The sequence below is a fragment of the Streptomyces sp. A0592 genome, from assembly GCF_004795115.1.
GTDB classification, from domain to species: Bacteria; Actinomycetota; Actinomycetes; order Streptomycetales; family Streptomycetaceae; genus Streptomyces; species Streptomyces erythrochromogenes.
The window spans coordinates 143,240-155,191 of sequence record NZ_SSBM01000017.1 but is presented as its reverse complement, the minus strand read 5'-3'; the positions used below and the strand labels follow the sequence as shown (position 1 = coordinate 155,191).

The following is an 11,952-nucleotide window of genomic DNA, read 5'->3' as shown; positions in this document are numbered from 1 at the left end:
CGACCTGCCCGGCGTGTTCCTCGCGATCATCCTGATCCTCGTCGTCGGCATCGCCATCGACCTGCTGATCTTCAGCCCCATCGAGCGGTACGTCCTGCGCAGCCGCGGCCTCCTGGTCAAGAGCTGAACGGGCTGCGCCCCCTTCCCTCCTGCTGCACGCCCGGTCACGGCGGCACCGACCGCAGGCCCTCTTGACACCGTCCGGGCGCGGATCGACACTCCAGTTCGGCGAATCCTGGTGAACTGGTAGGGAATCATGGGACGTTCAGGGCTGGGCCGCGGGAACGACGGCGTGCGTGCCGTCGCCTCCCTGCCGCTGCCGCTGCTGACCTCCCGCCGCCACATCGACCTGCTTCGCGTGTGCAGTGCGGCGAGTCCCCTGCACCACGGCGGCCCCTTGCCCGCCCGCTCCTGACCCATCGCGTACTCACCACCCACCGGGTCCCCCGCGCCGAAGCCGTCGCGGGGCCGTCGTCGTATGCCCGTGCCCGAGCAATCCCAGGGAGACGCATGTCCGCCACGTACCCGAAATCCGTGCCGTCCTTCCGGAGCAGGATCGGCCGTGACGCGCACAGCGGCTTCCCCGCCGTTCCGCACCGCTACCGGCTCCACCTGAGCCCGTCCTGTCCGAGCTCCCTGCGGATCGCCGTCACGCACAGCCTGCTGGGCCTGCGGGACGTCCTCCCGGTGACCTTGCTGCCCGCCGTGCCGGACGCGTCCGACGGCGGGTACCTGGCGTTGCGCCCGCTGTACGAGGCCAGTTCGCACCTGTACCCCGGGCCGGCGCTGGCTCCGGTCCTCAGCGACGACTGGACCGGACGGATCGTCAGCACCCACGCAACCGACATCGTGCAGGACCTGACGCGGCGGTTCGGGGCCTCCGGACCGCGCCTGTACCCGCACGGCGCCGACGCACGCATCGAGGAGGTCGGCCGGCTCTGCGAGCGGGGCATCAACGCGGCGGCGCAGCGCGCCGGCCAGTACGGTCCCGACGTGGCGGCCCGCGACGTCGCGCTCACCGCGCTGCTGCGCGGGCTGGGGACGCTGGAGCGGCAGCTGGCCTCGGCCGACTACCTGCTGGGCGAGGACCTCACGGCCGCCGACGTGCAGGTGTGGGTGACGCTGGTGCAGCTGGACACGGTGCACCGCTGGCATCTGGACGCGGCGGCGGTGTACCGGATCACCGACCACCCGCGCCTCTGGTCGTACGCGCGGCGGCTGGCGGCCCATCCGGCTTTCGGGCCGCACCTCGACCTGGACGGCATCGCGCGCCGCCACCACGCCCACTGCCGGGGCCAGGAGGCCGCCGGCGCGGCGGTACGGATCGTGGACTGGGCGCGATGCGCCCCGAGCACCGACGCCGCCAACGGCACCGGCGCGGCCGTGAAGACGATCGGGAGCTGACGGCGCCACTCCCACTCAGCGGCCGTGCCTCCGGTGCGGCGGAGAGCAGGGCGGGGCCGGTGGTGGTCGCGGATGCCCGAGGGGGTGTCTGGCGGGTGTCAGGCCGTCGTGCCCAGCCAGGGGATCCGGTCGGCGCAGTAGCGGTGGGCGCGGAAGACGGAGTTCTGGGCGCCGGCCGAGGACTCCAGGCCCACGCCGTCGCCGAACGCGCGGAACTGCGGTACCACGAACTCCCACACCACCTGGCCTTCGGGGGTGACCTCGAAGAGCCGCCCGAAGGAGCCCTCGGCGATGAAGGTGTTGCCGTTGGGCAGGCGCTGGGCGCTGGACATGTACGGGCTGTAGAAGTTCTGCGGCGGGTTGTCCTGGTAGGACCACACCTCCCTGCCGGTGCGCGGGTCCAGTTCCAGGACCCGTGAATACGGTACGGAGGTGGTGTCGCGGTAGGTGCCGTTGTCGAAGACGAGGATGTTGCCGCTCTCCAGCTCGTGCGGATGGTGCTGCTGCGCCAGCACGTCGGGGCCGATGCGCCACCGGACGGAACCGTCCGCGCGGTCGACGGCCACGGCGGAGGAGGCGCTGCGGAAGCCGAGGACGATGGAGCCGTCGGCGCTCTCGTTGACGGTGTTGGCCATCGGCCAGTGCTCCCGGGCGAAGTGCGGGTTGAGCGGGAAGTCCTCGGGGTCGAGGTGGTCGATGGCAGCCCAGCGCCACACTTCCCGTCCGTCCCAGGTCAGTTCGTACACGACGTCGCCGTAGATGACACCGCCCGGGGCCTCGGAGCCGGGGATGCCGCCGCGGATGCGGGCCGCATCGGCCGGGGAGAGGGGCTCGACGACGGTGATGACGAGGTTGCCGTTGCGCAGCAGCGAGGCGTCGTGGTGGTGGAAGGGGTGGCGGACCTCGCGGACGACCGTGGAGTCGGGTGCCAGTTCCTGGAAGATGCCGCCGTGGTAGACGTCCCAGATGGGGAAGAGGGTCGGACTGTCGGTGTCCTTGGCGGCGTAGAAGAGGTTGCCGTTCGGCAGGAGCTGCGCTTGGCGGCCGGGCGGGTGCGGGGAGTTCCAGGTGTGCGCGGTCCGTCCTTCGATGTCGACGAGGTGGATCTCGCCGGCGCTGGTGATCGGGGTGTAGAGGGTGTAGCCGCCGTGGCTGCGCTCGCGGTCGTGGGCGATCAGGCCGACGCCGCGGCGGCGCAGGGTGTTCTGGTCGACGGTCATGGGGATGTGTCTCCTCGTGGTGGGGTGCGGTTCAGCGGACGGTGACGGCGGCGCGGTCGACGGTCGTCAGGGGTCCGGGGTTGAGGTACCGCTGGAGTGCGGCGCGGTCGGCGGTTCCGGGCAGGCCTTGGGCGGCCTTGGCCCAGGCGGCCTCCTCCGCCAACTGGGTGAGCAGCTCGGGCGAGAGCGTCGCACCGTAGGTGTAGCGGGGCTGGTACGCGTCGACGTAGCCGGTCTGGAGCGCGCCCTTGGACTGGGCCACGACGGCCTGCCGTGCGCGGGCCGGGTCCGCTGCGATCTCGCGCTGGGCGCGCAGGACGGTGCGCAGTACGGCGGCGGTGGTCTCGTCGCTCGTCTTCGGGCCCGCGACCAGCAGGGTCCGTGCGGTGTATCCGGCGAAGGGGAGCTCGGCGTAGCGTTCGGCGAGCGCGGTGCGGGCGGCCTCGTAGAAGCTGGGGAAGGTGACGCCGGCGTCGATGTCGCCTCGGGCGAGTGCCGGAGTGACCTGGTTCGGGGCGAGGTTGACCACGGTCACGTCCGCGGCCGTCAGCTGTGCGGAGGCGAGCATCCGCGAGAGGGCGTATTCGACGTTCGCGCCCTGCGGGACTCCGACCTTGCGGCCCTTGAGGGCGGCGAAACCGGTGACGGCGCGGTCGGTGCGGGTGAGGAGGCGCCAGTCGGAGAAGCGGGACAGGTCGGCGACGATCCGAAGGTCGCGGCCGCCGAGCGCCGCCGTCACGGCGGGCAGGTCCCCGACGACGCCGAGCTGCGCCTGGCCGCCGAGGACGGCGTTGAGGGCGTCGCGGCCGGTGGGCTGGGTGGTGACGGTGGCGTCGATGCCTTCGGCGGACCACAGTCCGTGTTCCTGGGCTACGTGAACGGGTGCTCCGCCGAGGTGGTCGCTACCGACGACGGAGACGGCCGGGCGGCGGCCGCTCCCGTTGGCGTCGGCGGGACCGGAGCCGTCGGCGCAGGCCGCGGCGAACGTGGTGAGCAGGGCTGCCGTGAGCAGGGCGGTGACCGCACGGGGTCTGAGCATCGGAGTGCCTTCCGGTGATGGGACGGGGATGGGCAGGGGGATGGGGTGCAGGGGGGAAGCGGGGGTTCAGTCGGAGCCCAGGTGGCGGGCGATGAGCGAGCGCAGGTCCGGGTCGGGAGCCCCGCCGGGGACGGCGTGGTCGGCGAGGACCCGGCCGGGGGTGCCGCCGAGGACGACGACCCGCTGGGCGAGGGCCAGCGCCTCGTCGATGTCGTGGGTGACGAACAGGACGGTGGTGCCGCGGCGTTGCCACAGCTCCCGCAGCAGGCGCTGCATGCGGGTGCGGGTCAGGGCGTCGAGGGCGCCGAACGGCTCGTCCATGAGGAGTACTTCGGGCTCGTCGGCCAGGGCGCGGGCCAGTGCGACGCGTTGCTGCATTCCGCCCGACAGCTGTGCCGGGTACTTGTCGGTGCCGTCCGCGAGCCCGACCTCGGCGAGGGCCTCCAGGGCGCGTCGGCGGCGTTCCGCACGCGGCAGTCCGAGCCGTTTGAGCGCGAACTCGACGTTGCCGCGTGCGGTCCGCCAGGGGAAGAGCGCGTAGTGCTGGAAGACGACGCCCCGGTCCGGGCCGGGTCCGCGCACGGGCCGGGAGCCCGCCGTCACCTGCCCCGTGGCGGGCGGTACGAAGCCGGCGACGGCGCCGAGGACCGTCGACTTGCCGCATCCGCTCGGCCCGAGCAGGGCGGTGAACGACCCGGCGGGGAGTTCCAGGTCCGTCTTCTGCAGCACGGGGGCGGCTCCGTAGCGTACGGACAGCCCTTCCAGTCGTACGGCCAGGCTCATGAGGTGCTCCAGTGCACGAACCGGCGGCCGATCGCGGCGAGTACGAGGTCCACGGCCACGCCGAGCAGACCGAGCACGAGCAGCCCGGCGAACATCCGGTCCACGCGGAGGAACTGGCCGTCCACCTGGAGCCGGTACGCCAGGCCGCTGTCCGCGCCGCCCAGTTCGGCGGCCACCAGGGCGAGCAGCGCCACCGAGGCCCCGTAGCGCAGCGCCGCGAGGACGGCGGGTGCGGCGGCGGGCAGCAGCACCTCGACGAACCGGCGGTGCAGCGGGGCGCCCAGGGTCCGGGCCGCCCGCAGGTGGGAGGCCGGGACGCGGGACACGCCGTCGTGGACGTAGAGCCAGACGGCCAGCAGGACGGCGTAGGCGATGAGGAGGCGCTTGGCGGTCTCCCCGATGCCGAACCAGGCGGTCGCGAGCGGTACCAGGGCGATGGCCGGTATCGGGCGCAGGAAGGAGACGACGGGGGTGACGGCGGCGGAGAGCTTCGGCAGGTAGCCGGTGGCGAAGCCGAGGGCGCTGCCGATGACGGCTCCGAGTGCGAAGCCTTGGCCGGCGCGGGTCAGGCTGGCGCCGAGGTCGGCGGCCAGGATGCCGCTGCGTGCGCTGTCGGCGAGGGCGGCCAGGGTCTCGGCGGGGGTGGGCAGGAGGGCCGGGGCCACCACGCCGGACCGGGCGAGCAGGTACCAGAGCGCGAGTACGGCGGCTGCCGCGCCCAGGGCCGGGCCCAGTCGGCCGAGGGCCCGGCCGGGCGGTGAAGGGGTGGCGTGCACGGAGCGTCTCCTCGGTCGTCGATAAGTGAGGTCAATAATTGACCACGCTTATGACGGGAGTGTTGCAGCAGTGCGAAACCTCTCGGGGCCTGAAGGCCCTTGATCGGGGATGGGGTACGTTCACCAGCGTGTCTCGACCCGAACCCACGCCGGAGGCGATCGAGGTCGGACGGGTGATCCGGAGCTGCCGCAAGCGAAGCGGCGTCTCCATGGCCGTCCTCGCCGCCCGCTCAGGCCTCTCCCAGCCGTTCCTCAGCCAGCTCGAACGAGGCCTCACCACGCCCAGCCTCAGCTCGATCTACCGGATCGCGGAGGCCCTCGAGGTCAGCCCGGGCGCCTTCCTGAGGCCGCCCGCCCGCCCGGGTGCGGTCAGCCACGAGAGCGACCCTCAAGTCATCAGGGTGGAGGAGTCCGCGGGGCAGGTCGCGCAGGTGCTCATCCCCGGCGGGCGAAGCGCGCTGATGGAGGCGTACGAGCACCACTTCGAGCCCGGGCAGGGCGAGCGCGGCTGGTTCGAGCACCCCGGCGAGGACTTCCTCTACGTGCTGGAGGGCGAGGTGGTCCTGGAGGTCGAGGGCGAGGAGCCCCTGACCCTGCGGGCCGGCCAGAGCGCCCACCACCGCGGCGAAGTCCCCCACCGATGCCGCCTGTCGGGCCCCTCCCCCGCCCGCACCCTCCTGGTGATCGCGAACGCCTAGTGCTGTGGCCGGAGGCCCACGGCTCGTACTGGACGTACTTGCGTGGTCCGACAACGCGGCGAGGTGCCGTGCCGGGCGCCGCGACACGGCGAACCTTCCCGGTCACAGCACCGGACTCCGCCGCGGCGGTGGTCCGGCTCCTGGCGGGCGTGGCACGGCAGTTGGAACGGGCGCGGGCAGGCGAGGTCGACTACCTGGCGGTCTGCCCCGCCACGGACGTCCCGGTGGCCAAGGGAGGCGTCGACCACCGGGTCAAGGAGGGCGTCGGCACCCTGTGGCAGCTGGTGGTCCATCCTGCGCTGCAGTCGTGCGGCATCGGCACGTTCCTCGTGGAGTCCGCGGAACTGCGGATCAGGAGCCGCGGGCTGCGACGGGCCGAGCTGGGCGTGGAGGAGGGCAACCCGAGGGCGCGGGCGCTGTACGAGCGGCTGGGCCATGTCGCCTACGGCCGCCGGCCGGAGGCGTGGGACGAGCAGGCCCCCGACGGATCGCTGCGGCGCTACGAAACGATGTGCACGTTGATGCGCAAGGAGCTCGCTCAGGCCGTCTCTCTCGGACCGTCCCTCTCGGACCGTGTCGGTCGGGCCCGCGTCGTCCGGTGCCGTGGCCGGCACGGCGCAGGGGCGCCCGGTCATCAGTCGAGGCAGAACTCGTTGCCCTCCACGTCCTGCATCACGAGGCAGGACTCGTTCATGTCGTCGGCGACCAGCAGGTGGACGCGGGTCGCGCCGAGCGCGACCAGGCGGGTGCATTCGGCCTCCAGGGCCGCCACGCGCTCCTCACCGATCAGGCCGGTACCGACGCGGACGTCGATGTGCAGGCGGTTCTTGACGACCTTGCCCTCGGGGACGCGCTGGAAGAACAGTCGCGGACCCACACCGGAGGGGTCGACGCACGCGAACGCCGAACCCTGGCGCTCGGGAGGGAGGGCGCGGTCGAATGCGTCCCAGTCGGCGAAGCCCTCCGGGGGCGGCGGTACGACGTACCCGAGCGCCTCGCACCAGAAACGGGCGACACGCTCGGGCTGTGCGCAGTCGAAGGTGAGCTGGAACTTCTTGGTCGGCACCATCGCGCCATCATAGAGACGGGTCCTTCGCCGTCTTGACGGCTTTGTTCCGGCGCGCGGGGCCGGCATCAGACGGAGCGGGTGAGGACCTCCGCCGGGCGGTCGAGGCCCCAGTCCAGGTCGCTCCGCTCGATGACCGGGGGCGGGGCCAGTCGGATGGTGGTGCCGTGGGTGTCCTGCACCAGGACTCCGCGTTCCAGCAGCCGGAGCGCGGCCGCACTGCCGCTGCCGTGGCGCGGCGGGACGTCCACGCCCGCCCACAGGCCCCGTGCGCAGCATGGCGATGGCTTCGAGGGCGACGGCACAGGCCGGCGGGTCGCCGCCGAAGATGGAACCGTGCTGTCCCGGGAGGAGACCACTGCGGAGACGGGAACGATGCCTCCGCCGAGGGCCTTGCCGAGCAGGTACATGTAAGCCCGTAAGGACAAGGCCTACGGAGCAGGCTCCTGTGCTCGGCGGGCCGCGTCGGCCGATCGGCCATGGACAGCGGACGGCCCGGACCCGGGGGCGGGGGGCGGCGGCCGGCTACGGCAGGATGGCCCGGTGACCCTTGCACCCGGATCCGGTGACAGTGCCGACGCCGCCGACGGCCCCGACCTCGTACGGATCCGTCTGGTGGCGGCGGGGGCGGCCGTGGTGACGGTCGGCGCGGGGCTCGGACTGCGGGCCGTGGCGGCGGGGAGCGTGGCCAAGTACGGCGGGGACGCGCTGTACACCGTGCTGCTGCTGACGCTCGTCGTGCTGGTGGCGCCCCGGTGGACCCCGCTGCGGGCCGCCGGAAACTCGCTGGCCTTGAGCTGGGCCGTCGAGTTCTTCCAGCTCAGCTCTGTGCCGGCGGAGCTGTCCCGGGACAGCGTGGCCGCCCGCCTGATCCTCGGTTCGACCTTCAACGCGCCGGACCTGTTCTGGTACGCGGTCGGCGCGGCGGGCGGCTGGCTGCTGTACACGGCGCCGGTGCGGCGCCGCCGGGTCGCGGCCGGGGCTCTGCCGGCCGGTGAGACTCCTCACACGTGACGGAACGCCCCGAGCCCGGAATGTCCTGTTCCTGCCTGCCGTACGGGGCCTGGAGTCGGCCGATCGGCCGAAGAGGGCTCCCGAACGGATGACCTAGCCTGGATCGGAACGCGATTTCGGGGGGCCGAACGCAAAGGAAGAGCGCCTCCATGGGCATCACCAGCAGTTCCGCCCGCCGCGTCCGGCGGGCGGGAACCGCCGCCACGGCGGCCGTCCTCGGCATCCTGGCCGTCTCGGCCGCCCCGGCCGTCGCGGCCCCGGACGGCTCCGCGGACAAGCCGGCGGCAGGCGCGGCGGACAAGCCCGCTGCAGGCTCCGCGAAGAAGCCTGCGGAGAAGTCGGCGGAGAAGGTCCCGGCCGGCTCGGCAGAGAAGCCCGCGGCCGGGAAGCCCGCCGGTTCCGCCGCGTCGGCCGGCAGCGCGGGATCCGCACGCAGCGCCGCGGGGATACCCCTGGCGATCTCCCGGCTGGCCCAGGGCCCGGGCCGGGACGTCGCGATCACCATCGACGACGGCCCGGACCCCCGCTGGACGCCCCAGGTCCTGGAGGTGCTGCGGAAGAACCACGTCAAGGCCACCTTCTGCATGATCGGGACCAAGGCGCAGAAGTACCCGGAGCTCGTGCGTTCGGTCGCCGCAGACGGGCACCGCCTGTGCAACCACTCGGTCGACCACGACGTGACCATGGACCACAAGCCCGTCGCCTACCAGAAGCAGCAGATCCTGGAGGCCAAGGCCATGATCGAGAAGGCCGCTCCGGGGGTCCCGGTCGGCTACTACCGCGCACCGGGCGGCGCCTTCACCCCCGACAGCCGGGCGATCGCCGCGGAGAGCGGGATGCGGCCGCTGGGCTGGAGCGTGGACCCCAAGGACTGGAGCCGTCCCGGCCTGCCGGCGATGATCACCGCCCTCGAGGGCAAGCTTCCCCACCAGCCGACCGTGCTCTTCCACGACGGCGGCGGCGACCGCAGCGAGACCGTCGCGGCGCTCAAGCAGTACCTGCCCTGGCTCACCGCACAGGGCTACCACTTCACGTTCCCGGCGCGCACCACCCCGTAGCCGGCCAGCCGGCTCGTGCCGCGGTCCGGCGGCGCGCAGGGGCAGCACGGCTGCGGGATTCCCGGGGCACTCCCCCGAGAACCGTCGACACCCTTGCCCCGCGCCCCGGAAGCGCACCAGCCCGGCTCCGCCACCGCGATGGCTCGCGTGCGAGGCTCAACGCCATGAATGGTGTGCCGGACGACGAGACCTCCCGGGAATTCCCCCGAGCCGCCGCGGAGGATCCGGAACTGTGCGGGTTCCTGAAGTCCCTACAGATCCTGGAGGGTGCGGACACCCGAGGAGGTCGTCCAGGTCGGCGACCTCCTCACGGTCGTCGTCACGGAGATCGACCGGAAGTGGCGCCGGCTGGCCCTCGCCCGTGCGGACTCCCGCTGATTCAGGAGGCCGCCAGGGCCTTCCGGAGGGTGTGGAGGCACGACGAGAGCGCCGTGTGGCGGGGCGTGCCGTAGTCGCGTGCCTGCATCCAGGCCGCGTACAGCAGGGACCACAGCACGTTCTGCAGCCACTCCGCGTCCGCCTCGGCGTCCACCGTGCCCTCGGCCTGGCCGCGTTCGATGAGGCGGACGAGGACGCGGTCGGAATGGGTCTCCTCCTCGAAGCCCGCCCAGCTCAGGAACTGCGGCACGTCGAAGAGCAGCATGAGCCGGTCCCCCAGCTCGAAGTACTCCAGGCAGAGCCGCTCCAGCGCCTTCGGGGCCGGGCCGTCCTCCACCCGCGCGCGTACGGTCGCCTCGTGCAGCCGCTCCCGTACGTCCGCCCCGAGCGCCGCCACCAGGTCCGAGCGCTCGGCGAAGTAGCGGTGGACGGTGGTACGTCCGACGCCGGCGGCCTCGGCCACGTCCGCGAGCGACGCCCCGTGATGGGCCGACAGGACGGTGACGGCGGCGTCGAGGATCGCGCGCCGCGTGCGGGCGCGGGTGGCCGTCTCGGTGGTCGCCGTCGCGATGTGGTCATGCTCCATGGGCGTACCGTAGCGCGCCCGCAATGAAACTCACTTGACCGTAATGGAACATCGATGTTCCATTTCCTGCATGGCTGACTCGACACCCCCGCCCCGTGCCGCCTTCGACGCACCCCGGCTGCGCGTCCTCTGGTCGTTCGCCCGCCCGCACCGCCGCATGCTGGCCATGGGGCTGGTGCTGGCCCTGGCCGGATCAGCCCTCGGCCTGGCCACGCCCATGATCACCAAGTGGGTGCTGGACGCCCTGAACGACGCCACCTCGCTCGCCGGCCCCGTGGCCGCACTGTTCGTCCTCCTCGTCGTCGGTGCGGCCGTGTCGTACCGGCAGTGGTGCATGCTCGGCACCGTCGGCGAACGCGTCGTGCTGGAGGCGCGCGAGTCGATGGTGCGGCGGTTCCTGCACGCCACCGTGCCCGCCCTCCACCGGCGCCCGACCGGTGAGCTCGTCACCCGCGTGACCTCGGACACCGTGCTGCTCCGCGAGGCCACCGCCCAGTCGTTCGTCGGTCTGGTCAACGGCTCCGTCATGCTCGTGGGAAGCCTGGTCCTGATGGGCGTGCTCGACCTGGTGCTGCTCGGCACGACCATGGCCGCCGTGGCCGTGACCGCCGCGCTCTTCGCGCTGCTCATGCCGGGCATCGGCCAGGCGCAGCAGCGCTCCCAGGAGCACATCGGCCGGCTGGGCGGCCTTCTGGAGGGCACGCTGCGTGCGATCCGCACGGTGAAGGTGAGCCGTGCCGAGGAGCGGGCCGCCGACCGGATCGTGGCCGACGCGCGCGCAGCGGCGGACTACGGGATCCGGGCGGTCCGCCAGGAGGCCCTGGCCTGGACGGTCGCCGGATCCGGGATCCAGCTGGCCATCATCGCCATCCTGGGTGTCGGAGCCTGGCGGGTCGGCGAGGGGAGCCTGGAGGTCTCCAGTCTGATCGCCTTCCTGTTGTACGCCTTCACGCTGATGGAGCCGGTCAGCACGCTCAGCCAGAACGTGACCTCCCTCCAGGCCGGAATGGCCGCGGCCGAACGCATCCGCCAGACCGCCGACTTGACGGCGGAGGGCGAAGCCAAGGGCGACGACGCCGTGCCGCGGCGGGCCGACGGGAGGACCGCCCGCACGGCGGTCTCCGGCACCGCCCCGGCGGAGGTGCCCGTGCTCGAACTGCGCGGTGTCAGCGCCGCGTACGGCCCCGAGGCCGCGCAGGCCGTCACCGACGTGCGGCTGGCCGTCCCCCGGCGCGGCCACACCGCGATCGTCGGGCCGTCGGGCGCGGGCAAGACCACGCTGTTCTCGCTCGTCCTGCGGTTCCTGGAACCGCTCGACGGCGAACTGCTCCTGAACGGGCGGCCGTACCGCGAGTACAGCCACTCCGAGGTGCGGGCGCGGTTGGCGTACGTCGAGCAGGACACCCCCGTGGTCCCCGGCACCCTCCGCGACAACCTGCTGCTCGCCCGGCCGGACGCCACCGACGGGGAACTCCGCCGCGTGCTGCGGGACGTACGGCTGACGGAGAAGGTCGACGCGCTCGAAGCGGGTCTGGACAGTCCGCTGTCGTCGGCGCACGTGTCGGGGGGTGAGCGCCAGCGCATCGCGCTCGCGCGGGCCCTGCTGCGCACTCCGGAGGTCCTGCTGCTGGACGAGGCGACCGCGCAGCTGGACGGGCTGACGGAGGCCGCGGTACAGGACTGCATCCGGAGCCGGGCGGCGACGGGTGCGGTGGTGACGGTCGCGCACCGCCTTTCGACGGTGGTCGACGCCGACCTGATCGTGGTCATGGAGGCGGGCCGGATCCGCGCCCGCGGCACCCATGAGGAGCTGCTGGAGACGGACCCGCTCTACCGCGAACTGGTGGCGGCCCTGCGCCTGGCCACCACCACCGGGGCCGAGGTGGCGTGAACGCCCCCCGGGTCCGGTGCCGGCCGAGCGCAACGGCGG

The 11,952-nt window shown here is 72.9% G+C and carries 12 protein-coding genes and 3 pseudogenes; 8 read left to right on the top strand and 7 right to left on the bottom strand.

All coding sequences use genetic code 11. The features are described from left to right. From E6U81_RS41180 to E6U81_RS23895, 3 genes and pseudogenes are all read left to right on the top strand, one after another. Positions 1-127: pseudogene (locus E6U81_RS41180) on the top strand (ABC transporter permease); the annotation flags it as partial. A gap of 129 nt (positions 128-256) precedes the next feature. Next, positions 257-415, top strand: a complete 159-nt coding sequence (locus tag E6U81_RS39970; RefSeq protein ID WP_168714710.1) for a hypothetical protein — start codon at positions 257-259, stop codon at positions 413-415. Between the two features lie 95 nt (positions 416-510). Continuing rightward, positions 511-1,404 (top strand): glutathione S-transferase C-terminal domain-containing protein, encoded by an 894-nt coding sequence (locus E6U81_RS23895; RefSeq protein ID WP_136232129.1) that lies wholly within the window; start codon positions 511-513, stop codon positions 1,402-1,404. 98 nt (positions 1,405-1,502) lie between these two features. On the opposite strand, the gene E6U81_RS23890 is transcribed toward E6U81_RS23895, so the two are convergent. From E6U81_RS23890 to E6U81_RS23875, 4 genes are all read right to left on the bottom strand, one after another. After that, positions 1,503-2,624 (bottom strand): aryl-sulfate sulfotransferase, encoded by a 1,122-nt coding sequence (locus E6U81_RS23890; protein WP_136232128.1) that lies wholly within the window; start codon positions 2,622-2,624, stop codon positions 1,503-1,505. Positions 2,625-2,655: 31 nt separating this feature from the next. Then, positions 2,656-3,663, bottom strand: a complete 1,008-nt coding sequence (locus E6U81_RS23885) for an NrtA/SsuA/CpmA family ABC transporter substrate-binding protein (protein WP_136232127.1) — start codon at positions 3,661-3,663, stop codon at positions 2,656-2,658. A gap of 66 nt (positions 3,664-3,729) precedes the next feature. After that, the gene (locus tag E6U81_RS23880; protein WP_136232126.1) at positions 3,730-4,446 is read right to left on the bottom strand and encodes an ABC transporter ATP-binding protein; all 717 of its coding nucleotides are present in this window, start codon (positions 4,444-4,446) and stop codon (positions 3,730-3,732) included. Continuing rightward, positions 4,443-5,222, bottom strand: a complete 780-nt coding sequence (locus E6U81_RS23875; RefSeq protein ID WP_136232125.1) for an ABC transporter permease subunit — start codon at positions 5,220-5,222, stop codon at positions 4,443-4,445. Before E6U81_RS23875 ends, E6U81_RS23880 begins: the two co-directional genes overlap by 4 nt. A 128-nt stretch (positions 5,223-5,350) precedes the next feature. On the opposite strand from E6U81_RS23875, the gene E6U81_RS23870 reads away from it, so the two are divergent. Both E6U81_RS23870 and E6U81_RS23865 read left to right on the top strand, forming a co-directional pair. Then, positions 5,351-5,920 (top strand): XRE family transcriptional regulator, encoded by a 570-nt coding sequence (locus E6U81_RS23870; protein ID WP_136232124.1) that lies wholly within the window; start codon positions 5,351-5,353, stop codon positions 5,918-5,920. 140 nt (positions 5,921-6,060) lie between these two features. Next, positions 6,061-6,459, top strand: a pseudogene (locus tag E6U81_RS23865) (GNAT family N-acetyltransferase); the annotation flags it as partial. A gap of 95 nt (positions 6,460-6,554) precedes the next feature. Here E6U81_RS23865 and E6U81_RS23860 read toward each other — a convergent pair. Continuing rightward, positions 6,555-6,989, bottom strand: a complete 435-nt coding sequence (locus tag E6U81_RS23860) for a VOC family protein (RefSeq protein WP_136232123.1) — start codon at positions 6,987-6,989, stop codon at positions 6,555-6,557. 65 nt (positions 6,990-7,054) lie between these two features. Next, positions 7,055-7,396: pseudogene (rocD, locus tag E6U81_RS23855) on the bottom strand (ornithine--oxo-acid transaminase); the annotation flags it as partial. Between the two features lie 196 nt (positions 7,397-7,592). On the opposite strand from rocD, the gene E6U81_RS23850 reads away from it, so the two are divergent. Next, complete coding sequence (locus E6U81_RS23850) at positions 7,593-8,000, top strand: DUF2809 domain-containing protein (protein ID WP_136232146.1); 408 nt, start codon at positions 7,593-7,595, stop codon at positions 7,998-8,000. 149 nt (positions 8,001-8,149) lie between these two features. Beyond that, on the top strand, positions 8,150-9,058 hold the full coding sequence (locus tag E6U81_RS23845) for a polysaccharide deacetylase family protein (protein ID WP_136232122.1): 909 nt from the start codon (positions 8,150-8,152) through the stop codon (positions 9,056-9,058). Between the two features lie 379 nt (positions 9,059-9,437). Here E6U81_RS23845 and E6U81_RS23835 read toward each other — a convergent pair whose 3' ends face one another. After that, a complete protein-coding gene (locus E6U81_RS23835) occupies positions 9,438-10,022 on the bottom strand; it encodes a TetR/AcrR family transcriptional regulator (protein ID WP_136232120.1) in 585 nt (194 codons plus the stop codon). 70 nt (positions 10,023-10,092) lie between these two features. Between E6U81_RS23835 and E6U81_RS23830 the strand changes: the two genes are divergently transcribed. Beyond that, on the top strand, positions 10,093-11,913 hold the full coding sequence (locus E6U81_RS23830; protein ID WP_240803980.1) for an ABC transporter ATP-binding protein: 1,821 nt from the start codon (positions 10,093-10,095) through the stop codon (positions 11,911-11,913). The last annotated feature ends 39 nt before the right edge of the window (positions 11,914-11,952 follow it).